Annotated in this window: 19 protein-coding genes, 2 tRNA genes and 4 pseudogenes; 11 read left to right on the top strand and 14 right to left on the bottom strand. The window is 33.9% G+C overall.

The genetic code is table 11. The features are described from left to right. On the bottom strand, positions 1-711 hold a 711-nt coding region (locus tag HMPREF2818_RS04685; protein ID WP_070518634.1), incomplete at its 3' end, for an alpha-like surface protein. A 243-nt stretch (positions 712-954) separates the two neighbouring features. On the opposite strand from HMPREF2818_RS04685, the gene HMPREF2818_RS04680 reads away from it, so the two are divergent. After that, positions 955-2,148 carry a YSIRK-targeted surface antigen transcriptional regulator gene (locus HMPREF2818_RS04680; RefSeq protein WP_000564880.1) on the top strand — a complete coding sequence of 398 codons (1,194 nt, stop codon included), beginning with the start codon at positions 955-957 and terminating at the stop codon, positions 2,146-2,148. Positions 2,149-2,342: 194 nt separating this feature from the next. Here the strand turns inward: HMPREF2818_RS04680 and HMPREF2818_RS04675 are convergent, their stop codons facing one another. Beyond that, positions 2,343-2,867 (bottom strand): TetR/AcrR family transcriptional regulator, encoded by a 525-nt coding sequence (locus HMPREF2818_RS04675; protein ID WP_000237802.1) that lies wholly within the window; start codon positions 2,865-2,867, stop codon positions 2,343-2,345. 131 nt (positions 2,868-2,998) lie between these two features. Here HMPREF2818_RS04675 and HMPREF2818_RS04670 point away from each other — a divergent pair, with 131 nt between their 5' ends. The 8 genes and pseudogenes from HMPREF2818_RS04670 to HMPREF2818_RS04635 all read left to right on the top strand — a co-directional run bounded on the left by HMPREF2818_RS04670 (position 2,999) and on the right by HMPREF2818_RS04635 (position 8,200). Further along, positions 2,999-3,862 carry a cation diffusion facilitator family transporter gene (locus HMPREF2818_RS04670; protein WP_000203282.1) on the top strand — a complete coding sequence of 288 codons (864 nt, stop codon included), beginning with the start codon at positions 2,999-3,001 and terminating at the stop codon, positions 3,860-3,862. Between the two features lie 84 nt (positions 3,863-3,946). Continuing rightward, positions 3,947-4,801 (top strand): annotated as a pseudogene (locus HMPREF2818_RS04665) (aldo/keto reductase). Between the two features lie 110 nt (positions 4,802-4,911). After that, positions 4,912-5,948, top strand: a pseudogene (locus HMPREF2818_RS04660) (zinc-dependent alcohol dehydrogenase family protein). A 15-nt stretch (positions 5,949-5,963) separates the two neighbouring features. Beyond that, a complete protein-coding gene (gene nmlR / locus HMPREF2818_RS04655; RefSeq protein WP_000547676.1) occupies positions 5,964-6,353 on the top strand; it encodes a stress response transcriptional regulator NmlR in 390 nt (129 codons plus the stop codon). Positions 6,354-6,362: 9 nt separating this feature from the next. Further along, complete coding sequence (locus tag HMPREF2818_RS04650; RefSeq protein ID WP_001158467.1) at positions 6,363-6,758, top strand: cupin domain-containing protein; 396 nt, start codon at positions 6,363-6,365, stop codon at positions 6,756-6,758. Positions 6,759-6,781: 23 nt separating this feature from the next. Next, positions 6,782-7,099, top strand: coding sequence for a carboxymuconolactone decarboxylase family protein (locus HMPREF2818_RS04645; RefSeq protein ID WP_000660664.1), 318 nt, complete (start codon positions 6,782-6,784; stop codon positions 7,097-7,099). Between the two features lie 86 nt (positions 7,100-7,185). Further along, on the top strand, positions 7,186-7,470 hold the full coding sequence (locus HMPREF2818_RS04640) for a DUF2316 family protein (protein ID WP_000955818.1): 285 nt from the start codon (positions 7,186-7,188) through the stop codon (positions 7,468-7,470). A gap of 238 nt (positions 7,471-7,708) precedes the next feature. Further along, positions 7,709-8,200 carry a GyrI-like domain-containing protein gene (locus HMPREF2818_RS04635; protein WP_001867215.1) on the top strand — a complete coding sequence of 164 codons (492 nt, stop codon included), beginning with the start codon at positions 7,709-7,711 and terminating at the stop codon, positions 8,198-8,200. A 43-nt stretch (positions 8,201-8,243) separates the two neighbouring features. Here HMPREF2818_RS04635 and HMPREF2818_RS04630 read toward each other — a convergent pair whose 3' ends face one another. From HMPREF2818_RS04630 to rlmD, 10 genes and pseudogenes are all read right to left on the bottom strand, one after another. Further along, positions 8,244-8,633: a pyridoxamine 5'-phosphate oxidase family protein gene (locus tag HMPREF2818_RS04630; protein WP_000632621.1), complete on the bottom strand. Its 390-nt coding sequence runs from the start codon at positions 8,631-8,633 to the stop codon at positions 8,244-8,246. 12 nt (positions 8,634-8,645) lie between these two features. Continuing rightward, positions 8,646-11,813: a leucine-rich repeat adhesin HupY/LrrG gene (locus tag HMPREF2818_RS04625; protein WP_000162184.1), complete on the bottom strand. Its 3,168-nt coding sequence runs from the start codon at positions 11,811-11,813 to the stop codon at positions 8,646-8,648. 62 nt (positions 11,814-11,875) lie between these two features. Next, a complete protein-coding gene (gene nrdE, locus HMPREF2818_RS04620; protein ID WP_000194377.1) occupies positions 11,876-14,044 on the bottom strand; it encodes a class 1b ribonucleoside-diphosphate reductase subunit alpha in 2,169 nt (722 codons plus the stop codon). A 1-nt stretch (position 14,045) separates the two neighbouring features. Next, complete coding sequence (nrdI, locus tag HMPREF2818_RS04615; protein ID WP_000378631.1) at positions 14,046-14,459, bottom strand: class Ib ribonucleoside-diphosphate reductase assembly flavoprotein NrdI; 414 nt, start codon at positions 14,457-14,459, stop codon at positions 14,046-14,048. Further along, positions 14,460-15,470 carry a class 1b ribonucleoside-diphosphate reductase subunit beta gene (gene nrdF, locus HMPREF2818_RS04610; RefSeq protein WP_001192437.1) on the bottom strand — a complete coding sequence of 337 codons (1,011 nt, stop codon included), beginning with the start codon at positions 15,468-15,470 and terminating at the stop codon, positions 14,460-14,462. 553 nt (positions 15,471-16,023) lie between these two features. Beyond that, positions 16,024-16,932 (bottom strand): glycosyltransferase family 2 protein, encoded by a 909-nt coding sequence (locus HMPREF2818_RS04605; RefSeq protein WP_000848915.1) that lies wholly within the window; start codon positions 16,930-16,932, stop codon positions 16,024-16,026. Between the two features lie 209 nt (positions 16,933-17,141). Beyond that, a pseudogene (locus tag HMPREF2818_RS10220) lies at positions 17,142-20,843 on the bottom strand (S8 family serine peptidase). A gap of 205 nt (positions 20,844-21,048) precedes the next feature. Beyond that, positions 21,049-21,360: pseudogene (locus HMPREF2818_RS04595) on the bottom strand (GNAT family N-acetyltransferase); the annotation flags it as partial. Between the two features lie 33 nt (positions 21,361-21,393). Continuing rightward, positions 21,394-22,158 carry a nucleoside phosphorylase gene (locus tag HMPREF2818_RS04590; protein ID WP_000586353.1) on the bottom strand — a complete coding sequence of 255 codons (765 nt, stop codon included), beginning with the start codon at positions 22,156-22,158 and terminating at the stop codon, positions 21,394-21,396. Positions 22,159-22,425: 267 nt separating this feature from the next. Next, positions 22,426-23,781, bottom strand: coding sequence for a 23S rRNA (uracil(1939)-C(5))-methyltransferase RlmD (rlmD, locus tag HMPREF2818_RS04585; protein WP_001103620.1), 1,356 nt, complete (start codon positions 23,779-23,781; stop codon positions 22,426-22,428). Between the two features lie 97 nt (positions 23,782-23,878). Between rlmD and recX the strand changes: the two genes are divergently transcribed. Then, on the top strand, positions 23,879-24,655 hold the full coding sequence (recX, locus tag HMPREF2818_RS04580; RefSeq protein WP_000704979.1) for a recombination regulator RecX: 777 nt from the start codon (positions 23,879-23,881) through the stop codon (positions 24,653-24,655). 83 nt (positions 24,656-24,738) lie between these two features. Continuing rightward, positions 24,739-25,272, top strand: coding sequence for a nucleoside tri-diphosphate phosphatase (locus tag HMPREF2818_RS04575; protein WP_001239184.1), 534 nt, complete (start codon positions 24,739-24,741; stop codon positions 25,270-25,272). A 114-nt stretch (positions 25,273-25,386) separates the two neighbouring features. On the opposite strand, the gene HMPREF2818_RS04570 is transcribed toward HMPREF2818_RS04575, so the two are convergent. Together HMPREF2818_RS04570 and HMPREF2818_RS04565 are read right to left on the bottom strand one after the other, a co-directional pair. Then, positions 25,387-25,458, bottom strand: a tRNA-Glu gene (locus HMPREF2818_RS04570). A gap of 10 nt (positions 25,459-25,468) precedes the next feature. Then, a tRNA-Ile gene (locus HMPREF2818_RS04565) sits at positions 25,469-25,542 on the bottom strand. Between the last annotated feature and the right edge of the window lie 58 nt (positions 25,543-25,600).

Here is a 25,600-nt window from a genome sequence, read left to right as displayed (position 1 = left end):
TGTTGGATCATATTTATCTTTATCCGGTACTGGTAATACTAACAATTTCTCTAATCCATTAACCTCAACAATTTTATTATCAATATCAGATTGAGTTTTTGGATTATTATCAATATCATTTTTTATAACTTCTATCTTGCTCAGTACATCTTTTCGACTATCATCGCTCCATTTAGGATCATTTGCATTTTCAATTACTTTGTTGATATTATTCCTTAATTCTGTAGTATCATATACTGTTGTTACAAGACTTACAATATCTATTTGACCATCACTTTTAGTATAAGGATTTCCATTTTCATCAAGGATGTTGTACGTAATAGTAGCTGTACCTGGTGTTTGAAGTTGATTAACACTCGTGAAAATCCTTCCACCTTGTTTTATATAATAGTTTGCTGAATAATTAGAAGGGGTTAAAACAATTAAGTTTAAAGGATCTATTTTTCCATTTTTAACATCATATATATCTATATACGCTTTTCCACCAGATACATTTTTTACTAAAGCGGAATTTAATGTAGCAGCACTTCCTGAAATCACCTCAGCTGCAAACACAGTATCTGTAGAAATATTAAATTGCCCTTGAGTAAAACCTCCTAAAAAACTAATACCAATTAGTACAGAAGCTGCACCAAACTTGAACTTCTTAATTGAAAACCGTTGTTTCGTCTGTGAAGTATCATAACTGTTATTTTTAGACCTTCTAAACATAATATTCTCCTTTACTCTGTATAACTCTATACAGAGTAAATTATAGGCTTAAACAACAAATATTAGAATATCTATACTTTTTTATCTAATCTAATCTGCTTTTTTTTTATATATATAATTTGACTTTTTCGATTTTTTGAATCATATTTGGTTAAAAAAGTATCGACTACCTAATTATTCTGTTGACTTTAAAGAAATATTCTCTAAAATAGATAACATATTAAATCAAAGGTGGTAACTCATATGATTGATTTTCTACTGTTGAAATCATTACACAGTCTTCTAGGTCTAACTATTACTGTTTGTGATCAAAATTTTTCTGTTATCAGAGAGTATAAATCCGAGAAAACTATTTCACTTTTTTACAATCATTACCTTATTTTAAGTAACTTTAGTAAAACTCAACATGATTTTTTATTTCATTATGGCTCTTTAGGAGAACTTTTTCTTGTCCACCATATTCAACAATATTATATTATCATCGGTCCCTGGCGTAGCAATGTTATTGACCCTTTACTTCTTAAGAAAAAGCTGACTGAAACACAAATCAATGCTAGTGAACAAAACTACTTTATTGATAGACTATCCCAATTACCTTTCTTCTCACTTAGTCAAATCCGAGAATTACTAATAGTAACCAATTATTGTCTAACTGGGGTTGTGAAAGATAAATTATCAGAGCCCTTACATTACTACACGAAAGGGTGGAGCAACTCCTTTGATCTAGATAAAATTAAGCAATTTTCTAAACAGAATATGAGTTCTTACAAATATCAGTATCATTTTGAAAATAATATTCTCAAAGCTGTTAAATCAGGTAGTGAATTTCTTTTGAAAGAAACAGTGGAACAATTTAGCAATTCTATCGTACCTATAATCAGTGGAGATGAATTGCGATCTGAAAAAAACTACTCCATCATGATTTATGATCGTCTCTCACAGGCTACCATCCAAGCAGGACTTGATATCGAAACAGCTTATCGAGCACGAGATCGTTTTATAAAAGAAAACGAGTCAACTATAAGTCTAAATGAAGTTTTAAAATTACGTGATACTGCTATCTTATTCTATACTCAACAAGTTCATTCTTTAAAAAAACATCTCGAAACCCCTCATTCTCAAACTATTGTCGCAGTTATTCGATATCTTGAAAATAATCTAAATCGCTTTATTAAAACAGAAGAAATAGCTAAAGAATGTCACATGAGTGAATCGAAGTTACGAAAACTATTTAAGCAAGAAAAACACATCACTATTCAACAATATTTTCTAAACTTAAAAATCGAAGCTGCTAAGCAATTACTAGATGAAAATAAGAAAGTAGAAGAAGTTTCCAATTTACTTGGATTTTCCACTTCTTCTAATTTTTCAAGGACATTTAAAAAAATAGTGGGAATTAGCCCACTAGAATATAAGCAAAAGCCTAAGACAATATAGTAATCGAAAAATATTCATTTTGCTTATGGTGACATCAACAATCCCAAAGAAACTCTTTCATCAAGGGGACTTTTTTATCTCCCGAATTATACTCAATTAATCTAATAACTTCAACTCGCTATATTAGACAATCAATCCATTCATCACCTCTGATAACGCTAATGAAATAAGAGAATCTCCCAACTCTCTATAATTTACCTCTCTACCATAGTTAAATAATATTTTAGTAAATCTTCAACAGTCATTTTCTGTCTTTGATGAAGCCACCACTTTAAGGTCTCGATAAAACTGGATAAAAGAAATTGTTTTAAGAAATCTTCAGGAATGTCCACCTTTGTAATATACTCCTCACGCAATCTAGGGTAAACATCGTGTTCTAATTCACTTCTAAAGCGTAATAAAAAATAGGGATCGTCAGATAATAATAACGTAGCGATACTATCTTGATTTTGTTCAAAATGTTTTAAGATATGAACTAAATACTCTTCAAACGTAACATCTCTACCCTGCTTAAATAAGTGGTGAAAAAGGTCTTCACAGAGCTCCTTGAGTAACACTTCTTTGCTTTCATAGTGAGAGTAAAAAGTTGATCTTCCTACATTTGCAAGTCCGATTACATCTTGAACCGTTATTTTAGAATAATCATTTTCCTGTAGCAAGCTTATAAAAGCATTATAAATCGCTACTTTTGTTTTCTGAATTTGTCTATCTTTTACCATATAGGACACTTTCTAAGTTTTGTTCAGTATTGAACAAGTGTTCTTTTTTGTTTCTAGCAATTCTCTTTTATCTCCTAGATAATAGAAGAAAGAATCACACTACAATACCAGTATAACAAAAGGAGAAAAATATGACATCAAACAAAAAAGTGGCTATCGCTTTTATATTAAATATCAGCTTTTCCGTCCTTGAATTCATCTTTGGAAGTCTATTCTTCTCAGGAGCTATCTTAGCCGATGCTGTTCATGATTTTGGTGATGCAATAGCTATTGGCATCTCAGCTACTTTAGAAAAAAAATCTAAGAAAGATGAAGATACGATATTTTCATTAGGTTATAAACGTTTTAGCCTTTTAGGAGCTCTTATCACAAGTCTAATTCTTATAAGTGGATCTATCTTAGTCATGATAGAAAATATTCCAAAATTGTGGCATCCTACTCCTGTTAATTATCACGGCATGTTTATTCTAGCTGTCATCGCTATTATCATTAATGGTCTAGCTAGTTTTATTCTCCATTCTGGTCAAAGTAAACATGAGGAAATATTAAGCCTTCATTTTTTGGAAGATATTCTAGGGTGGTTAGCTATTATTGTTATATCTCTTATCTTAAATTGGAAACCGTTGTATATCCTTGATCCATTATTATCAGTTGCCATATCTACTTTCATCTTATCTAAAGCACTTCCTAAATTACTATCAACCCTGAAACTTTTTTTAGATGGTGTTCCAGATTCCATAGATTACGCTGCATTACATGATGAACTTAAGGGACTTTCGCAAGTAAGATCTATCAATCAACTCAATATCTGGTCAATGGATGGTATTGATAATCGAGCAATCATTCACTGTTGCTTAAATCAATTGATATCTGAAAAAGATTGTAAAAGAGCTATTCGAACGATTTGCCAACATTATAAGATAAACGATGTTACTGTTGAAATCGATTATTCTTTAAGAGAACATCAAAATCATTGCAAACCATTAAAAAACTAACCTGAGTGTTAGTTTTTTCCTTGACTTGAAGTTAACTCTAAGTGCTAAGATTAGGTCAGTACTAATGAAAGAAGGAAAATAAAGATGACAGATACAATGATATTAAATGACAATCATAAAATACCAACTTTAGGTTTAGGTACGTGGATGATAGATAATGATAGGGTAGCTCAAGTTGTTAAAGATGCTATCGAATTAGGTTACCGCCACATTAATACTGCACAAGCATACAACAATGAAAAAGGTGTCGGTGTAGGGATTAAAGAATCTGGTATTACACGTGAATCTTTATTTGTTACGACTAAAATTGCCGCTGAACATAAAAATTATGAAAGTGCTACAAAATCAATTGATCAATCACTAGAAGCTTTAGGGCTTGATTGTATTGATTTAATGATTATTCATAGTCCACAGCCTTGGAAGGAATGGCGTGAAACAGATAAACATTTTGACCAAGGAAATTTATAAGCTTGGAGAGCTTTAGAGGATGCTCAAAAATCTGGTAAGGTAAAATCCATCGGTGTCTCAAACTTTTTAGAAAAAGACTTAGAAAATATCTTAAAAAATGGTCATGTTAAACCTGCTGTCAATCAAATCTTAGCTCACATCGGAAATACACCTTTCGACTTGATTGATTACTGTCAAAGTAAAGGTATTCAAGTTGAAGCTTATTCACCAATTGCACATGGACAAGCATTGAAATCTGATGGTATTCAAAAAATGGCTGAAAAATATGGGGTTAGTGTTGCTCAATTATGTATTCAATATTTACTACAATTAAACCTGATCGTTTTACCAAAGGCTTCTAGTAAAGAACATTTACAGTCTAATCTAGACTTTGACTTTGTAATTAGTGACGAAGATATGTCGATATTAAAATCACTTATGTTTGACGATTATGGGGAATTTTCTAACTTCCCTGTTTTTAGTGAAAAATGAAACCATATGCGGATTTTTACAGAAGTTTAATTTTCAAAATTTTTAATTTTTTTCTTGACTTGAAGTTAACTCTAAGAGTTATAATGAAGTTATAGAAAAGAGGTTAGGTTATGAAAGTTGCTACATTTATTGAACCTGGCAAAATGGTTATAACTGATACACCAAAACCAGTCATTGAACAAGAGACAGATGCTGTTATCAAAATTGTTAGAGCCTGTGTTTGTGGTTCAGACTTGTGGTGGTATCGTGGTATTTCAAAACGTGAAAGTGGCTCTTTTGCAGGTCATGAGGCTATTGGTATCGTTGAGGAAGTTGGTACTAAAGTAACTGACGTGTCAAAAGGTGATTTTGTTATTGTTCCCTTTACACATGGCTGTGGCCAATGTCCGTCTTGTAAGGCTGGATTTGATGGAAATTGTACAAATCATCAAGCTGCAAAAAATGTAGATACCAAGGTCAATATCTACGTTATACTAATGCAAACTGGGCATTGGTTAAGATCCCAGGACAACCTTCTGATTATGATAATGAGACTCTTAACTCTCTGCTCACCTTATCAGATGTAATGGCAACTGGTTATCATGCTGCAGTAACTGCAGAAGTTAAAGAAGGTGATACGGTAGTTGTCATGGGAGATGGTGCTGTTGGACTCTGTGGTGTTATCGCTGCTAAAATGTTAGGTGCTAACCGTATCATTGCAATGAGTCGTCACAAAGATAGGCAAGAACTAGCATTGACTTTTGGTGCAACGGATATTGTCGAAGAACGGGGTGACGAAGCCGTTAAACGTGTTTTAGATTTAACCAATCAAGCAGGTGCCGATGCTATTTTAGAATGTGTTGGTACAGAGCAGTCTGTTGATACAGCTACCCAAATTGCTAGGCCTGGTGCTGTCATAGGACGTGTTGGTATCCCACAAAATCCAGACATGAATACCAATAATTTATTCTGGAAAAATATCGGCCTTAGAGGTGGCATTGCTTCTGTAACAACATTTGATAAATCTGTCCTTTTAGATGCTGTTCTAACTCATAAAATTAACCCAGGCTTAGTTTTTACAAAATCCTTTGTATTAGATGATATTCAAAAGGCTTATGAAGCAATGGATAAACGTGACGCTATCAAATCCTTAGTGATTGTTGACTGAATATCGAGGTTAAAAATGCATATCAAAGAAGTTAGTAAAAAGACTGGCATTACGTCAGATACCATCAGGTATTATGAGAGAATTAATCTTATTCCCCCTATTCATCGGAGTGAATCAGGAATTCGTGAGTTCACACAAAACGATATTGATATTTTAGAATTTGTCCGCTATTTTAGAGGCGCAGGTGTTTCCGTTGAAAGTCTCATTGATTATATTCATTTGGTTGAAAAAGGCGATTCCACTATCCCAGCTAGGCTAGAAATTTTAAAAGATGAACGCGACAATCTTGAAGATAGGCTTCAAGGCCTCCAAGAAGCACTTAATCGTCTAAATCACAAAATAGACAATTATCAAAATAAAGTTGTTCCTAGAGAACAAGAACTTTTTGATCCAACAACGAAATGAGGAAATCTTATGCAAGAAACAACTAAGTCTATCTTTCCTAAGGGTGAAAAAAATCCATATGGTGAATTCTTTATTGGGCAATCCTATCTCGCAGCATTAGCAAAATCTCCAGATGGGAATGTTTCAGTTGGAAATGTAACCTTTGAAGCAGGCTGTCGTAATAATTGGCATGTTCATTTGGACGGTTATCAAATCCTTCTCGTTACAGAAGGTTCAGGTTGGTACCAAGAAGAAGGAAAAGAAGCAGTGTCATTAAAACCAGGCGACGTTATCGTTACAGATAAAGGTGTTAGACATTGGCATGGTGCTAAAAAAGATTCTGAATTTGCACATATTGCGATTACAGCTGGTAAGAGTGAGTTTTATGAAGCTGTTAGTGATGAAGAATATTCAAGACTAGGTTAAATTCAAGTAAGGAGGAATCCATTATGAAAGAAAAACAAACAGCCGGACGTCGTCAATTAGAAGAATTTGCACCTGAATTTGCCAGATATAATGATGATATTTTATTTGGTGAGGTTTGGGCAAAAGAGGATCATTTAACAGATAAAACACGTTCTATTATTACTATATCTGCCTTAATTAGCGCAGGAAATCTTGAACAGTTAGAGCATCATCTTCAATTTGCCAAACAAAACGGAGTTACTAAAGAAGAAATTGCTGACATTATCACTCACCTTGCTTTTTATGTTGGATGGCCAAAAGCTTGGTCAGCCTTTAATAAAGCTAAGGAAATTTGGATATAAAATAATAGACATAGCAAGGGAGATACTTTCCCAAAAGCCAAAAAGAAAGATCAACCAATTATTAAACCAACTATTAGGAGAATGATATGCTTACTATTCAAGAAATAAAAGATACAACCTTTGAATTACAAGAAAATTTTAGAAGGTTAAATTATCCTATTAAACAAGTTACTAAAGACTTGCAACTTAATATCAGTGAAGTTGAATCTCTTTTAAGTCTTGATATTACTTATCCTGGAGATGTTTGGATGCTGAGAGATTATCTAGAAGATATGTTGAAAAAAGAGGGTAAAGAAGTTTATCCATTTTCTAGATTAGCATCTCATTCAGCAAATCGTTGGTACCCTTATGAGACACCATGGCGTTATTAAAGACTAAAGATTAATCCATCATCTTTAGAGAAATAAACAAAAATAGTTAATAGATTCTTTTTAGAAAAAAGCTATAAAACAAGAGCCTCTTAGAGAATACTCTACATCATAAGATTTCTTCTTTGAAGCATAGCATTCCAAAAGAAAATTATGATTGCTAACAAGACAATTATTCTAAAAAGAAACTATTTTAACGACTCTATAATTACTTAAGGAATCATAAAGAATAAAGGTTTTTATGCTATCATTTCAAATTGTTGAAAAGCCAGCAATGATACTTGCTGGAGTAACTTTAGAAAATGTAAAGTCAAATCAAGAATGTCCTAAACTTTGGGAAAAGTTACATAAACAATATAATCCAGCAAAACTAAAAGAAAAAGGTATCCAGCAAGCCATTGGCATTTGTAAAACACAACCTGATTTTCGTTTCGATTACAGCGCCACTTATCGAGTAGAGACAAGTGTCCAAGCCCCAAAAGGGTTAGAAATTATTAGGATCCCAAGCGCTACCTATGCAGTCATTTCTGTTAAAGGTCCAATGCCATCGAGTCTTCAAGAAACATGGCGAAAAATAATACAAGGATTTTTTCAAGAGAATAATCTAAAACCAGCTAACTCGCCAAACTTAGAAATTTATTCATCTCAACATCCACAAGATACTGATTATCAAATGGAAATTTGGCTTGCTATCGCAGATATTACTAATAACTCGAAAACAAACTTAATCTAGTATTGCTTAATATAAAAAAGCCCCTTCTTGAGGCTTTTTTATATTAAGTGATTTCTTTACCTGCATTAGCACCAGATTGTAAATTAAAAATACGTTCGACATGAATAATACCAACTGCTTTCGGAACCCCCATGCGTCCTTCTGCCCATTTTTTAGCTGCTTCGTAATAAGCACCTTCTGTTTGAATTTCAGCAGTTCCCACAAACCTGTAACCTAAAAGACGTTCACGATCAACAAAGGCAATTTCAATTTTCCCATTATCTTCAATGTTAATACGAGTTTGACCATCTGTATTTTCATTATAAATAAACGTTTTATCATCCCAGAGACGCATAGAACGTTTTGGACCAATATTGGGTTGACCTTTAGCATCAACCGTCGCGACCATTGCTAACTGACTATTAATAATCTCTTTCATTTCTTGTGTAATCATATTAATTTCTCCTTATTTTCTTGCTCGTTTTCCTTTTTTTCCAGCAGTTACTAGAAAAAGCAAACATAAACTAACGTATCCTAGAATCTCGTATATAAAATTATTTTTAGAACTTGTTTGAGGTAAATTTACATCAGACTGTGACTTATGTAATTGCTGCTCGGACCTTGTTGGTGTTACAGCTACAGAATTATTAGTCTCCGCATTTATATTATGACCTTTAGACACTCTATCGCCGTCTACCTTTTCATTAGGTAAAGCCTTATCAAAAATCGGCGTTTTATAATCAACTGGTTTTGAATTTTTCTCCACTTGTTTTTTACGATAATTTGGGACTGCATTTAGGTCCCCCTTAGGTGTCTTAGGAATCAATCGGTCTGCTTCTGCCGCTGCATTTCGGATAGCTTGGAAAAATCCTAATCTATGATATTTTGCCAAAGGAATCTGATGTATTGCTTTAATCTTATCAAGGGAACTATTTAAAATATCTTTGATATAAAGACCTTCATAATCAGCTAAAGTGGCAACTGCCAAGGCATGATAACCTTCATTATCCTCGTCAACATTTAATATAGGATTACCATATGCATCTTTTTGTCCCTCGCCAATAGTATCACTTATATCAAGTGCATAAATCAATTTTCCAGACTTGTCAAAATAAACGTTCAATCCGATATAATATTCTGGCAATGGTAAAGGCGTCTTTAATAAATAAACTCCTTGTACCATTGTAGCTTGCGCTAATGGTCCTTTTCCCTCGACTAAATCTGTCAGCAAATCTAACTCTTTTTCCAAGCGCTTAACATTAGCTTTTTTAATAGCACTATTATTATAAGCTAATACCGCTTTGTTAATACTCCTCTCAAGCAAATGACCATTCTTTGTTGCCTTCTTGGTCACTAAAGCCTTCTCAGCTTTAGCTATGGCTTTATCCAAATCAACGCGATCAAGGAAAAATTGTGCTTCTTGAAGGAATTTTTGTTTTTCTCCTTGTCGGAGGTTAGATTTTGATAACAACGCTTTACCTGCAGTAGTCATTTCTCTAAACTGAGTTTGAGTAGTCTGACGTAATGTAGAGTAATCTAAACCTTCTAGTGTTTTTAAAACCTTTTCAAGGTCTACCATTGTAGAAGATAGCTTATCTGGATCAATGATAAAACGCTCACCATCTGCTAACATATGAGAATTATTATGTGTCCTAACAACCACTTTCTTATCAAAGCGTTTGTCCCCATCATTTTGATCAAAAGCATTAAAAGCAATCTGAGATAATGTAGATGAACCCTTCACTTCTTTCAAATGATTCCTTTTGAAAGCCTCTTCACGAATAGTCTGTAAATTTGGCGGTAAGACTACTTCACTAAGGGCATTATCCGAAAAAGCTTGGACCTCAATTGTCTTTAATTGTTTTTGCTCAGAGAGATTTACACTTTCCAGTTTATTGGATAAAAAAGCCATTTCACCAATTGTTTTAACCTTATTTCCGATAAACATAAGGTGAAGTGCACCATTTTGTCGAAAAGCTGAACGTCCTATTTCTTGTACAGATTCTGGAAGAACAATGGCGTAAATATGATTAATATGGAAAGCAGCATCACCTATTTTGATAAGTTTGTCTTTCAAGTCTAGAGTTCCAATACGATTATTCATAAAGGCTCCCTCTTTAATCTCTTCTAAATCTTCACTTGCTTCAAAGGATTTCAAGTTATTAGATTGAAAAGCAAAAGCACCTATTTTCCGAATAGTTGAGGGGAGCTTTATTTCTTCCAAATCATATTTACGTAAAGTTTTACTTTGAAAATCAACATTGCGAAAAGCGTTATCACCAATTTCAGTAATAGTAATACCATTGTGTTGTTTTGGAATTTCTAAGTTTTTATTACGTCTTACCTTTTGTAAGCCTTTATTTGAAAAACCTGTAATACTATTTTTTTGATAGGTAAAATCTTCCTCTAACCATTTGGTATAATCCATATCAGGCGTTGCACGCCACAATGATTTGTCCGGATTGACGTAAGTATTCTCAGTTGCAAGTTGATGTGGATTTTGGCCTGTCCGTGTGCGCAATACGACCTGATTGTTGTAATGTTCATCTCCTGGATTTCCTGTAAAAGCTTCTGATTCTATTTTTTCAAGTCCATCCGGAAGCATAACATTACTCAGATTATTATCTTGAAAACTTGCTTCTCCTATAACCTTAAGCTTACTTCCCAAAAATTCAACTGTTTGAATACGATTAGATTTGAAAGCGCGTTCTGCTAATTTTATCAAGTGACGTGGCAAGTAAAGCTTACCACCAATCTGGTTATCAAAAAAAGCTAATTCTCCAATGACCTTCAGGTTATCTGGTAACTTTACTTGTTTTAAAGACATGTGAGCAAAAGCATAGTCTGAAATAGTCTCGAGACTTTCAGGAAGGTTAACCTCAGCAATATTCTTATTGTCCACAAAAGCATCTTGACCAATAGACTTATAACCATTTGGAATAGTAAGCTTAGTCAACTGGTAAGCATTAAATATTTCTCCCTCATCAATAATTTCCTTCTGATCAATATCTAAACGACTCGGTTTCCCATTTTCTCCTAGTCTACTTGTATATTCTGCAATGGCCGTCTTTTTATCTGGAGTAAAAGCAAAGCTAGCTACTTGTGTCAATTGAGTTCCATTTGCTGCATGACTTGGTAAAACTAAGTGTGATGTTTGAGATAACTTATTAATTCCAGATTTTGAAAAACCTACTAAAGTATCCCCTCTAGTTACGAAATCTTTTGCCTCCCAAGTTGATGTTTCTATGGTTTCCTTTTTTGAAGCTGTATCCTGTTTTGGTACTTCTACTTTGCTAGCATCATTACTAGAATTGCTTGCTTCCTGTGTAACCTCTGGTTTTGCTTTGGGGACTTGTTTATGGTCACTTACCACTGACTCGGTTTTAGAACTAGAGTTATTACTATTTCCATCAGAAAATAAATCACTAACTGTTTCATCAACAGTAGAATTCTCTTTAGAAACATTTGTTTTCCTCTCATTATCTTCTTCGAACCAATCATCTTCTGAAGCTGACTGGGTTTGTCCTTGTTTGACCGATTCCTCTCTTTCTAATCCATATACCTCCTGGCTGTATGTCACTACTGATACTGTAGTAAGTGCCAAGGCAAGCGTTTTAAGATGTTTTTTTGTCATTACAATAAAGCCTTTCTAAAAGCCAATATATTTCTCTTAATCTTCTGATTGAGTATATTTAGTTAAATCATGCAGGACTGACAGTCTTCTAAGTCTGATGAAGTGAAATCATCCAGCATATCATCATCATAACTCTCGCTACCTTCTAAGATGTCCTGTCTCACTCGTACATAATAAATAGAGGCACATTTTTGTTTAAATGCTTGAATATAGGCTTTATTTAAATCTCGCGTAGTTGCTTGATCTGTCATGAAAAGCGTTAGCGAAATAGCTTGATCAACGTGTTTTTGAGCGGCAGCTGCAATATTGATAATCGCCTCAGGTCCCACTTCATAAGCTCCTTTTTTGTAGTAGACATAATTATCTGCATCAATCTTATAAGCAGGTACGTAAACCCTCCCCAGTGCTCCTTCCTTGCGTACTTCGACAGGTGATACAACTGGTTGGAGGCTCGGAGTACAAGAAGAAAGATAACTGATTGACCCTGTCGGAGCAACAGCTAATAAATGCGCATTAGCTAATCCTATCTCTTTAATACTTTGCACAAGCTTTCTCCAATCCTCTTGGCTTGGTAGAGTCAGGCCATACTCAGCTAGTAGATTTTTAACACGCTGTGTTTTTGGCTCAAAGTTTTGTTCGGTATATTGATAGAAATAACTGCCATCAGCATAACTTGATTCCGAGAAGCCCTCAAAGGTTCCTTTTTCTTTTGCTAAATGGTTAGAAGCTTTAAAGGCATAATAAGCCATAGCGTAAAAGAAGCAATCTGTAAAATCAATAGCCTCTTGAGAATCGTAATAAATATGGTTAGTCGCCAAAAATCCATGTAAATTCATAACACCTAAACCAACAGCATGATTAGCTGCATTACTTTTTTTAATAGATGGAGCACTATCTAAATCAGAAGTTCGAGATACACGATCAAGGGCTCTAATGCTATTAGCAATTAATTTTTCAAAATCCGCCGCTTGATCCATAGCACGCGCAATATTAATAGAACCTAAATTACAACAAACATCATGTCCAACCTTAGTGAAAGTCAGGTCTTCTGAAAATTGACTGCCTGTATTAACTTGTGCAATCTCAGAACATAAATTAGACATAACAATTCGTCCCTCTTTTTTGTGAGGGTTTTTAGCATTTACAGTATCTTCAAATAAAATATAAGGATAACCAGATTCAAAATGAAGCTCTGCTATCGTTTGAAATAGTTTTCGTGCACTAATAAAGGTTTTACGAATATCCGCATTGGCTAATAAAGTTTCATATTCTTCTGTGATAGAGATATCAGACATTGGTTTACCATATACTCGCTCAATGTCATACGGTGAAAACAAGGCCATATCTTTATTTGCCTTAGCCAATTCAAAAGTAATATCAGGAATAACAAGTCCCAGGGAAAGAGATTTAATTCGAATTTTCTCATCGGCATTCTCACGTTTAGTATCTAAAAATGTTAACACTTCAGGGTGATGAGCATGTAAGTAAACTGCACCAGCTCCTTGTCTTTGTCCTAATTGATTGGCGTAAGAAAACGAATCTTCTAGTAATTTCATGACAGGTACAATACCAGTAGCTTGATTTTTAATACCTTTTATTGGAGCACCAAATTCCCGTAAGTTGGTTAAGCAAAGTGCTACCCCACCACCTCGTTTTGATAACTGAAGGCTTGTACTAATAGCACGAGAAATAGATTCCATATTGTCTTCAATGCGCAACAAATAGCAAGATATATATTCACCACGACGTTTTTTCCCTGCATTTAAAAAGGTAGGTGTTGCTGGTTGAAAGCGATTTGCTAGCATGTCATCTACTAGATCATAGGCAGCTTTTTCATCACCAGCAGCTAAAAACAGGGCATTCATTACAACACGATCTTCATAGTGTTCCAAATAATAACGATTGTCTTCTGTTTTAAGAGCATAAGCATTATAAAATTTTAAAGCCCCCATAAAATTTAGAAAAGTAAATTTCTTAGCGTATGCATGCTCAAAAATTTGGCAAATAAACTCAAGGTTATATTGTTTTAGAAGGTCCGATTCATAGTAGTTATTAGAAACCAAATAATCTAGCTTTTCAATTAGTGATGTGAACGCCATTGTATTAGGTTCAACATGTTCTATCATATATTGTTCAACAGCCTCTTTATCCGAAGCAAAATGATAATTACCTGTGCGATCTCTAAAGCGTGTCTTCGCGTTCAACGAGAGATATGCATCTGATTGTGTCATCTTATTTATCCTTTCTAGTGAATTGGCAAAGTAACTCCTTTACCCTTGTAACATCTTCTTGTGTTCCCAGTAATTCAAATTGATGAAGCAAAGGAACATTTAATTTTCGAGCAATAATAGGTCCAGCAATGGCATAAGTGTCACCAAAATTGGTATTTCCAGAAGAAATAACCCCTTGGCAATGTTCCCGATTTTGTCTAACATTTAAAAACTGTACAACCTGTTTTGGAACTGCGCCTTTGGTATCATCTCCTCCTCCAGCGTAAGTAGGCACAATCAAAATATAATCCTCAGTAACCAATATACTGCTACCATCTGATGGAATACGCTGGTTAGAACAAGCCAACTTTTGAACAAAACGATGGGTATTGTTAGATTTCGATGAAAAATAGACAACCTTCACTGTACTATCCATTTAAAACTCCCAATCTTCATCCAATGTTTCTTCTGTAATCCCCATAATATATGAAGATCCGTTTCCTGAGAAGAAATCATGATTTTCATCTGCACGCGCCGAAAGTTGTGCAAAAACCTCAGGAGATATACGAGTCTCTTCTTCTGTAAATGGAGAATCATATCCTAAATTTTGTAAAAATTTACCAGCATTGTAAATGCTAAACCTGATTGCATCTTCAGCCAAATCAAAACCATCATATAGTTCGTAAAGATAGGCTTTTTCTAAATCAATCAACTGATAGAGGAGGTCAAAGACAAATGTCTTCATTTCGGCTTGCTTTTCTACAGATAATTTAGCAACTTTCTGTTGATACTTATAGCCACTGTAATAGTTATGAATTACCTTATCTCGTAAAATTAAACGAATAATATCAGACGTATTTGGTAATTTTCCTCTGGCTGAAAGGTAAAAAGGAAGGTAAAAGCCACCATATAACAAAAATCCTGGCATCATGGCTGCAGCAACCTTAGATTTCAAAGGATCGTCACCAGTATAAAAAGGAATAAGTATACGTGATCGAGCTTGTAGGCTTTCAGTATCCACTACCCATTCATGTGCTTCCTCAATTTGTTGGCTAGTGCATAAGGTTGAAAAAATCGTTCCATACGATCGCGCATGAATAGCTACCATAAAGGCAAAGTTAGCATAAATAACTTGTTCATGATCTGTCTGAGAATGCTTAATCTGAGCAATATCACCAACAGTAGCCTGCACAGAATCTAATAAAGTTAGACCAGTAAAAGTCCGAGTAATTAATTGCTGCCAATCAGCATCCAATGTTCTCCAAGAATTAAGGTCATTAGAAACTGGGATCTTTTCAGGTAACCAGAAATTTTGAGTTACTCTGTTCCATACCTCTAAGTCTTTGTCATCGTTTAGCTTATTCCAATTAACAGAACGCATAGGAAAAGCTTTTTCTGACAAGGCATAGTCAAGTGGCGATTGAGAACGATCATAGTATGATTGCATTAAACTAGTCTCCTAAATATTAAAATTAAGCGAGTTTTAAGCACCAAAAAAGCCTCCCAAGAGGACTGGATTTTTGTTAAAATCACACAACTATTGGAATGTTCTTCTTGATGTTTTTTTATTCTGGTAAGAAGCTAACTCTTGCTTCAAAACCACTGTTTTATTAAGTTGCATTAAACTTTTTTGTCGGTTGCCTTTATTAAAGATCTGCTTAAACAGTATACTAACACAAAGTTTTGTGTCTTTCAACATATATCACCACTATATCTTGTGTTTTCATCATAATGTAAAGAATATAAAAATTAAAAAATTAAGCAAGCTTAATTTTTATAAGAAAAAAGGCTTTACCTTCATACTTTTCCTGTGTAAGACAAAAAAGGAGTAGCGATTGCTACTCCTTTTCCAAAACCCGAAATTAATGCGAGCCAAGGTTCTACCTTGTTCTTTAATATTATTATACACTAATTTCGTTAAGTGTCAACAACTTTTTAAAAAATAAATATTTTCTATATTTTTAACTACAACTCAACTTGATTTCCTTCAACCAAAAAAATTATGCTTTTGGTTTACCGTAACCTGTTAAAAGTAGGATAGTCATAGCAACTGTTTCTTTCAATGATTTCCGACGGAGTTTTAATTTTGATAAAAGATAAATCCTTCTTATTAGATTGGCATTTTTTAATTCTATAAAACGACTAAAGAAGAGTTTACGCTCCAGGGACATTTTATCGGATACTTGAGCAAAAATAAGCGAAGCACGATCAAAAGAAGTATTTATCATCTGCCAAAACGTAGCCACCCCATATTGTCTCCCGTAATTGTTTAGCGACTCTGCCCCTACTTGTCTACGCCAAAGGACTGTACTGTCAGAAATATAAGCCACATTTCCAACGGCGTAAGCTAGAGTTCCAACATAAGAATCATGGGCGCCAATTTGACGATATTCCCAAAGCTTTGCTAACTCATGATTCATCATAATAACCATACCATTTATTTGGTTAAAGGCAATTTGTTCTTGAATAACTGTTGCTGAATTATGTTCTTTCAATACTGTTAATTTTTCATCTACAGAAGTCCAGTTCGAATAAATAAGCAATGGTAATTCTTGGTTAAATTTCTCTGCTTCTTCAAGGTAACGTTCTAAACGATTTTCTTTCCAAACATCATCCTGGTCTGAGAAAACATAAAAATCTGCTTTTTTATAGTTAACCAACTCGTAAAAACTGCGGTGACTTCCTAACTTTCTGTCATCGTTAGAATTAATAAATATAAAACGTGAATCTCTATTAACATACTCTTTAATAATAGCTACTGTATCATCAGTAGATCCATCGTCCTTTATTAAACAAATCCAGTCAGTATAACCTTGTTGTATTATGCTATCTAATTGCTGGCGAAGGTATTTTTGACCATTATAGGTCGCTAAGCAAATATTTATTTGCCAATCTTTTATCGTTTTCATTGCTATCAAACCTCCTTAAGGCTAGTTCATCTTATGAAAGCTTACAAAGTGAACGGTATCACATACTAATCGTAATTATAATATTATAATATTATATGTCATTAATCAATATAAAATTAATCAAAAATAAGAGTCGATACCCTAAAAGTCCAGCTTAACATAATGTTAAACTGAACTTTTCATCATATTACCGAGTAGTTTACTTAGTTTTATTTACTATTATTTTTAGTCTTTTTGGGTTTCAAGTAAAGAAGTAAACTAGATAACAATGCCAAAGTACCAACAAATAGACCATTCGTTGCTCTATCTGATGTACTAGGTAAGGTATGGTTAACAGAATCCCCATTATGTTTAGCTGATATGATTTTAGCTACTCTACTACTATTATTGTTTGTAGAAGTGAGGACTTTCTCATTTCCTGATTTAGTTATTTCTTTAGACAATGATTGAGTAGTAACTGTAGTTTTGGGCTTAACTAATGTTGTTTCTTCTAGATTCTTGTTTACTACTTTTCCTTCTTTAGAAATAAACATAGGTTCTTTTTTCAAGTTATCAAAATATTTGAAACTGTTAGAAATTACTATAGCGTTTTCTTTCTCTGATACTACTGCCTTATTCAAGAGGTCAGACAATTTTACCGTTGCGAAATTACCAGCTTTATCTTCCACAACAAGTGTCAAGGCCTTAGGGGCTACTGCAACCTCACTCTCTCCTATCTTAACCGTTTTAGGAAGTGTCACTTTACCTTCTTGATCTATATGGAAATAATGGTAAGAAGTCTCATCCCCATATTCTTCATCTTTTACAACATGAGATAAAACTAATTGTAGACGATATGTAGGAATATAACTACTTTCCTTAGGCATGGCTAAGCTTAATGTTCGATTAGTTTCATCAAACTGAGCTCGTGAAGGAAGATTTGGTGACTTAGTACTTACTTGAACTTTAAAGTCTGACTCCTGACTATTTGCTCCTTCTGCTACTGGTGTGTAACGTAAGCGATAAGTATAAAAACCATCTGCTACAACTTTGCCATCCTTATCTAAACCACTCCACTGAAGGGCATCCATACGATAATGACCATCACCTTGCTTTGGATTATTATGGAAATTTTTACGATAAGATGGTAAAAACTTACTTTGCCAAATAACATTTCCATTTTGATCTAGAACTTGAGCAGAAATATCCTTAACATTTCTTAAGAAAGTTGCTTGGGGAGTGATTTCGTCCCTATTTCCATCTTTATTTGGAGAAATGGCAAAATATGGATTATTCGCTGCATCTCTTTCCAAAAGATGAATTGTTTTATCCTCAACCTTATTCTCAAAAGTTCCTAAAATAATTCTTTTTGGACTCTCCGGTGCTAATTCTAACTCCCCACCATTTTTGACATAATCAACATAACCCCAAGACGCTGATTGTGTTAACAAGGCAGTATAGTTGTTGCTTTCAAAAGGAGCTGATTCATTGTACTCCAATTGGTCTTTATGAGTTGTATCATTTGGTTTATAGTAGAAACTACCTTTAGAAAGCGTCTTATAAATCGGTGTTTCAAGTGCTTGTAAGTTCGCAAAATCACCATTAAATCCTACAAAAGGAATACTCATTAACTCCTGATTACTATCCTTGGCTTCTTTAAAACGTACAAAGCCTTCTAAGAAATAACCATTTGCCATCTGTTCTTTTAATTTCTGACTAAATTGACTAGCATCAATAGTAAATCGAACTTGTGTTTCTTTATCACGAAGAATTACTTTCTGCCAATTAGTATCTAGCAAAGCTTGTGGTTTAAGGGCAAATTTACCTTTATTTACTTGTTCTGTTGCTACATTAACTTGATAATACAATTCTTTGACACCTTCTACAAGTTTATGAATTGTAACTGTGATATCAAATTAATCTCCCACTCGTTTGAGATTAATTTTAGCTTTGCCATCGTTTCCAGTAACATAATATTGAGCTTGGATAGCTTTTTCAGCATCAACTACACCTGCACCTTGCTGACGTGGTGAATAAAACGCCTTATCCTCTTCACTATATAATGCTGTTGCTGAGCTCATGAGGATGTTTTTAGACAATTCTAGCAATTTTTTAGAATCTAAATTCATCCCTTTATATTTCTCAGCCAAATGACTTTGAAGCATTGTCATTAATCCTGCAACATGTGGTGAAGCCATACTTGTACCAGACATTGTTTGGTATTGATTATTATAGGTTAAAGAATAAATTTCAAAGCCAGAAGCTGTTACATCAGGCTTGATTGCTCCTTCAGCTGTCACGCCCCAACTTGATTGTTCCAGTATACGATTGCCACCTTGGCTATCAACTACTTCAAAACTCTGGTTAAATGTTAACTGACTTGAAGTATTTTTTATACGCTCGCCATCTACTTTACTAATAACCCCCACAGGTAATTCACGGTAAGGAATTAGAAAATTTCCACGTTTTTCTTGATCGTTAAAAATAACGATACCAATAACACCTGCATTTGTAGCATGAGTGATTTTAGTCATAAAATCAAGTCCACCACCACGCTCAATTAATGCAATCTTACCTTTAAAGTCCTTACCTTCAAAGTCTTTTTTTGCACCATAATTGGCATAAACCACATCGTAGGCCTTACCTTTGTCAAAAGGTTTAGAAGTCACAATCGGCAACTTAACTAACTTACCTTCAATAGTTGTTTCAACGACCTCACTGATAGTTTTATGTGATTCATAGCTAGCAACACTCAAAGTATCTTCAGAAATAGCTGGACTATTAACCGTACCGTAGTCAGGATTAGTTGATAATGGTTTGCTATAATCCATACCAAATGCACCTTCATTTCCGGCAGCCACAACAACTGCAACGCCCTTCTCAGAAGCTAATTTAAGTGCTAATTTAACTTTATCATTGAGAGCAATTAAAGAATCTGCTGTTTTTCCAAGGCTCATATTAATCGTTTTTGCTCCTAGATTAACAGCGTCTGTGATTGCTTTAGCATATGCTTCTCCAAATTTGTCCGAATCAATTTTATCTGGAATACGCATTAATAAGACTTGAGCATTTGGCGCTGCACCTTCTAAAAGAAGACCATTGATTGCTGGACGTTTACTATTACCTACAAAAATACCAGCAACGTGTGTACCATGCGAAATATTCTTTGCTTCTGAACCATAACCATCTTTCATAGCTGCTGCAATATCAGCCACCGTTTCTGTATTGTTGGCGTAGTTATGTGCAAAAACAATCTTATCGTTAACCCATTTCCCATAAGTGATATTATGTTTTGCTTTTAATTCCTCAAATTCTGCCTTAGTTTTAAAGCTGTGCTTATCATCTTTTGGGCTATCTAAACGAAAAATATCATGGTTAATATCAAAGCCAGTATCAATAATAGCTACTACATTTCCCTTTCCTCTTTGGGTTGTGGCTTGTAATTTTGTTATTTTAGATGTATCAAGAACAGCAAGCGATGACTTGCTTTCTGGCTTCACCTCTTCATACGCTGAGGGAACTTTCTGTGCTATTGCAGTTGAAGCATTTGTTACTACATTGTTTTCTTTATTGTTGGTTGTCTCTGGTTTAGAGGGATATTCTTCTTCAAGATCAGCCCCCCAATTAGACGTATCAAGGTTTTTAGATAACTCTTCTAATAATTCATCTTCTGTTTTATCATTTTTTACAGATGTATCACCCATTTCTTTCGCTGTATTACTAGCAGAAGCAGCTGTTACAGATGTTTTTTCAACAATATTAGTAGTTACTGATGGCGATGGCTGTTGAGCAACATTAGCAATTACAGGTGATTGCTCTTGGTTTTTTAATTCTTGCTCCTCTGCATTCACTTGATTGCTATGCATTAATAAAATACTAGTTGTTATAAGTGTTAACTTTAAAATAGCCTTTCTTGAGTGATGTTTATCCACTTTTCCTATTTCCTCCAAAAATCAGTATGCATACTATATTACAACATAATTAATGTATTAGCAATAGAATAATTAGCGATAAATTTTATTTTTATTTTTTTATTTAAATTTTTTAATTTTTTGTTAATTAAAAGGTCTCTCAGTAATACTGAGAGACCCTTTAATTGATAGTTTAAATAGTATGTATTTATGATAAAACCATATTAGGTTTATTAGGGTAATTTGCCTCACTAAATTTAATCGCATATTCCACTAATTGATTTCCTAATCCCTTTTTTCTAAAGTCTGGATTAACAATCACACGTCCCAAATGCACCTTATCATCTTCTGGTATCAATCTATAATAAGCCGCCAATTGACCATCTACCCAATTCATCCCATGCAGACAAATCAAATCTTCATCATCAACCTCTTGATAAGGACAATCTTGTTCAACCACAAATACAGATACTCTTAATTTATATATTTGAAACAACTCATGTGTAGTTAAATTATTAAAAGTTTTTACATTCCACATTGCTATCTTCCTTTCAACATCATACAGTAGACCCTAAAAAGTCTCTATAGCAAACTCCATGGCAATATAAGCAATTTTATCTTTCTTTTCTAAATCCTCGCTATTTCCTAAAGATCTTGCTTCCCATACTTCTGCATCTAAATTATCCGCAGAGTAAAAAAATTGAAAATGATTAATATTTCGAAACTTAGATAAAGCTGCAATTGCTGAACATTCCATATCCACACAGATTGCTCCATTCCGTTTATGTTCCAACATTTTATCAACTGTCTCACGGTAAATACCATCCGTTGTCCAAACTTTTCCTTCAGTGTAAGAAACAGCTTGACGATCTAAAAAAGATTTAAACTCTTCATGAAATTTTGTGTTTACTGCAATTTCAGAACTTGCTTCCGAATAATGAAATGATGTCCCTTCATCCCTAATAGCACTTCTTGGAATAATAATGGATGTCTCCTCAATTGACGAATCAAGGACGCCACATGTTCCAAAAACAATTAAATTTTCCATTCCAAACACTATAATATCTTCCAAGATTGCTACGCAAGCTGAAGCACCAACATAAGCATTGAAAAAGCCAATCTTTTGTCCTTTAAATTCTAATTCATAAATGGGAATTTCTAAGTTTGCTACACTAGTTCTAGCAATTTCACGATGAGGCAATTCTTCTAAAATACGATTGAAAGTCTCCCGCGCAAAACAGGTAATAACAGTCTTTGGAAAACCTTTTATTGGTGAATTAATATCTTCAGGATTAATAATCGCTTTTCTACTATTATCGAATGAATTTATTATCATAAGCATTTCCTTTAAACCTTAATTTACGATGTTCTATCATCTTGTTAAAAATATTTTTTCTATTTTAACTCAATGAAACTTAAAAGGCAAGGTCAAATTTGCAAAGATGAATATACTTAATGGAACTATTTACCATTTCTAAGGTAAATTTCCGTATCAAATAGCTTAAACCATGTGTTTTTATACTATGTTATATTAATATCTCCCATTACTATCTAAAAACAAGAATACCCAAAAATACTCTTATTTTTTGATTAGAAAACTTTATTATTCCTTACGTTGTAGTTTCACTACAGCCTCGGTCCTTGCTGTATGTGGAAACATGTCAACGGATTGGATGTAGTGGACATGGTATACTTTTGTTAATGTTACTAAGTCTCTAGCAAGCGTGGATGTATTACAAGAAACGTAAACCATTTTTTCTGGAGGCATTTTTAGTATAGTATTTAGCAATTTATCATCTAAACCTGTGCGAGGAGGATCCACGATTAACGCATTAGCGCGAAATCCCTCACTATACCACCTAGGGATAATATCCTCTGCCTTTCCAGCTTCGTAATGTGTATTAGTAAAACCCATATGAAGTGCGTTCTCTTTAGCATCCTGAATAGCCTCAGGGATAATATCCATTCCACGAACACTTTTAACTTTTCCAGCAAAAGCAAGTCCAATCGTTCCTACTCCACAATAAGCGTCAATTAAATCATCATCTTCCTTCACATCTAAGGCATTAACTGCCTCACTATATAAAATTTGTGTTTGTTTAGGATTAAGTTGATAAAAAGCACGTGGTGATAACGAAAAACCATAATCTAATACTTCTTCATTGATAGATTCTTGACCCCAAATAACTTCTGTTATTTGACCATAGATATCACTTGTTTTACTAGCGTTGATATTTACAGCAACTGTCTTTAACTCAGGAAACTCTCGAACTAATTCAATAACAACATCATCAAAATCAAGTCTTTTACTTGTGATAAAGATCAGTTGAATCTCTCCACTCGCTTGTGCTCGTCGAATCATAACAGTACGGACACCAGCTATTTTACGTTCATTATAAATAGGCAATTTATATTTTCCTAAAAGTTCTGCAACTCGATTTATCATTTCCTGAGTAAGCCTATCTTGCACTAAACAATCTTTGATATCAATCAATCGATGTGTCCCTTGTGCATATAAACCTGCCCTCACATTCCCTCCAAACGAACGCACTTGAAATTGTAATTTAGCACGATAGTGTTCAGGTTCCGGCATACCTATCGTTTTACGGATTTCATAATTCTCATATCCCTCTGGTTTAAATTTCATTAGAGCCTGTCGAATAACATCCGTTTTAAACTCTAGCTGCTTATCATATTGAAGGTGCATTATTTGGCATCCCCCACATTCTTTATAAATAGAACAAGCGGGATCTACCCTATTTTTAGACTTTTTATTTATCTTTAACAGTTTAGCTTCTGCAAAATTACGTCTAACAGAAGAAATCTGACAAAACACCTCTTCTCCCTTAAGAGCCCCTGGAACAAAGATTAGTGTTTTTTTATAAAAACCTATTCCTTCACCATTAATTCCCATTCGTTTAATTTTTAAAGGAATTCGCTGTTTTAAAACCACATTCATCAGTTCATTACTCCCTAACTAAGAAAATACTATAAATCCATAACATTTAAAAAAGACTCATTTTTACTATTTTATCATTTTTGCTATAATAAAAACTATGAAAATAACCAAAATCGAAAAGAAAAAAAGACTTTACACTCTAGAGCTAGACAATACCGAAAATTTATATATAACAGAAGATACTATCGTTCATTTTATGTTAAGTAAAGGGATGGTAATTAATGCCGAGAAACTTGAAAATATTAAAAAATTTGCCCAACTATCATACGGTAAAAATCTAGGTCTTTATTATATTTCTTTCAAGCAGAGAACCGAGAAAGAAGTTATTAAATATCTTCAACAACATGATATTGATTCTAAAATTATTCCACAAATTATTGATAATCTAAAAAGTGAGAATTGGATAAACGATAAAAACTACGTGCAATCTTTCATACAGCAAAATCTAAATACTGGCGATAAGGGGCCATACGTGATAAAACAAAAATTATTGCAAAAAGGTATCAAAAGTAAAATAATTGAATCTGAACTTCAAGCTATAAACTTTCAAGACTTAGCCTCCAAAATAAGCCAAAAACTCTATAAAAAATATCAAAGCAAACTTCCACTAAAAGCATTAAAAGATAAATTGATGCAGAGCTTAACTACAAAAGGATTTGATTATCAGATAGCGCACACCGTAATTCAAAACCTTGAAATTGAAAAAGATCAAGAACTTGAAGAAGACCTCATTTATAAAGAATTAGATAAACAATACCAAAAATTATCAAAAAAATATGACCAGTATGAATTAAAGCAACGTATAATCAATGCCTTAATGCGTAAAGGATACCAGTACGAAGATATCAAAAGTGCTTTAAGAGAATATTTATAAGATAATAACTCTCAGACGATGTATTTTACAGAAAATTATGATAAACTATAACAGACGTATAAATTGTAGAAAGTTGGTAGGCTATGAGATTACCTAAAGAAGGCGACTTTATTACAATTCAAAGTTACAAACATGATGGTAGTTTACACCGGACTTGGCGTGACACCATGGTATTAAAAACAACCGAAAATGCCCTCATTGGTGTTAATGATCATACTTTAGTAACAGAAAATGATGGTCGACGCTGGGTGACACGAGAGCCTGCAATAGTATACTTTCATAAAAAATACTGGTTTAACATTATCGCTATGATACGTGAAACTGGTGTCTCCTACTATTGTAATCTAGCAAGTCCGTATATCTTAGACCCTGAAGCACTCAAGTATATTGACTATGACCTTGATGTCAAAGTATTTGCTGATGGTGAAAAAAGACTACTAGATGTGGACGAATATGAACAGCATAAAGCTCAGATGAACTATCCTACCGATATTGATTATATATTAAAGGAAAATGTAAAAATATTGGTAGAATGGATAAATGAGAATAAAGGCCCCTTTTCATCATCATATATCAATATCTGGTATAAACGGTACCTTGAATTGAAAAAGCGCTAACTAACACACTAAATAGTGTGTTTTTATTAATATCAAATTTAATTACAATACTATTGCAAAAATATATACTTAAAATAAAAAAAGTAGAAAGTGATCTTTCTACTTTTTTAAGAATAGTCCGTACGGGATTCGAACCCGTGTTACCGCCGTGAAAAGGCGGTGTCTTAACCCCTTGACCAACGGACCATATTCTTGATGGGCACGAGTGGACTCGAACCACCGACCTCACGCTTATCAGGCGTGCGCTCTAACCACCTGAGCTACGCGCCCAAAATAACTTCTAAAATATAAAGTTAATGCCGGCTACATGACTTGAACACGCGACCCT

Source organism: Streptococcus sp. HMSC076H09, assembly GCF_001811765.1.
Classification (GTDB): Bacteria; Bacillota; Bacilli; order Lactobacillales; family Streptococcaceae; genus Streptococcus; species Streptococcus agalactiae.
The sequence above is the reverse complement of the archived record's forward strand: the minus strand, read 5'-3'. Positions and strand labels throughout refer to the sequence as shown.

Coding starts and splice junctions, on each gene's coding strand:
- HMPREF2818_RS04680 (WP_000564880.1), top strand. CDS start 955: ATGATTGATTTTCTACTGTTGAAATCATTACACAGTCTTCTAGGTCTA.
- HMPREF2818_RS04675 (WP_000237802.1), bottom strand. CDS start 2,867: ATGGTAAAAGATAGACAAATTCAGAAAACAAAAGTAGCGATTTATAAT.
- HMPREF2818_RS04670 (WP_000203282.1), top strand. CDS start 2,999: ATGACATCAAACAAAAAAGTGGCTATCGCTTTTATATTAAATATCAGC.
- nmlR (WP_000547676.1), top strand. CDS start 5,964: ATGCATATCAAAGAAGTTAGTAAAAAGACTGGCATTACGTCAGATACC.
- HMPREF2818_RS04650 (WP_001158467.1), top strand. CDS start 6,363: ATGCAAGAAACAACTAAGTCTATCTTTCCTAAGGGTGAAAAAAATCCA.
- HMPREF2818_RS04645 (WP_000660664.1), top strand. CDS start 6,782: ATGAAAGAAAAACAAACAGCCGGACGTCGTCAATTAGAAGAATTTGCA.
- HMPREF2818_RS04640 (WP_000955818.1), top strand. CDS start 7,186: ATGCTTACTATTCAAGAAATAAAAGATACAACCTTTGAATTACAAGAA.
- HMPREF2818_RS04635 (WP_001867215.1), top strand. CDS start 7,709: ATGCTATCATTTCAAATTGTTGAAAAGCCAGCAATGATACTTGCTGGA.
- HMPREF2818_RS04630 (WP_000632621.1), bottom strand. CDS start 8,633: ATGATTACACAAGAAATGAAAGAGATTATTAATAGTCAGTTAGCAATG.
- HMPREF2818_RS04625 (WP_000162184.1), bottom strand. CDS start 11,813: ATGACAAAAAAACATCTTAAAACGCTTGCCTTGGCACTTACTACAGTA.
- nrdE (WP_000194377.1), bottom strand. CDS start 14,044: ATGACACAATCAGATGCATATCTCTCGTTGAACGCGAAGACACGCTTT.
- nrdI (WP_000378631.1), bottom strand. CDS start 14,459: ATGGATAGTACAGTGAAGGTTGTCTATTTTTCATCGAAATCTAACAAT.
- nrdF (WP_001192437.1), bottom strand. CDS start 15,470: ATGCAATCATACTATGATCGTTCTCAATCGCCACTTGACTATGCCTTG.
- HMPREF2818_RS04605 (WP_000848915.1), bottom strand. CDS start 16,932: ATGAAAACGATAAAAGATTGGCAAATAAATATTTGCTTAGCGACCTAT.
- HMPREF2818_RS04590 (WP_000586353.1), bottom strand. CDS start 22,158: ATGATAATAAATTCATTCGATAATAGTAGAAAAGCGATTATTAATCCT.
- rlmD (WP_001103620.1), bottom strand. CDS start 23,781: ATGAATGTGGTTTTAAAACAGCGAATTCCTTTAAAAATTAAACGAATG.
- recX (WP_000704979.1), top strand. CDS start 23,879: ATGAAAATAACCAAAATCGAAAAGAAAAAAAGACTTTACACTCTAGAG.
- HMPREF2818_RS04575 (WP_001239184.1), top strand. CDS start 24,739: ATGAGATTACCTAAAGAAGGCGACTTTATTACAATTCAAAGTTACAAA.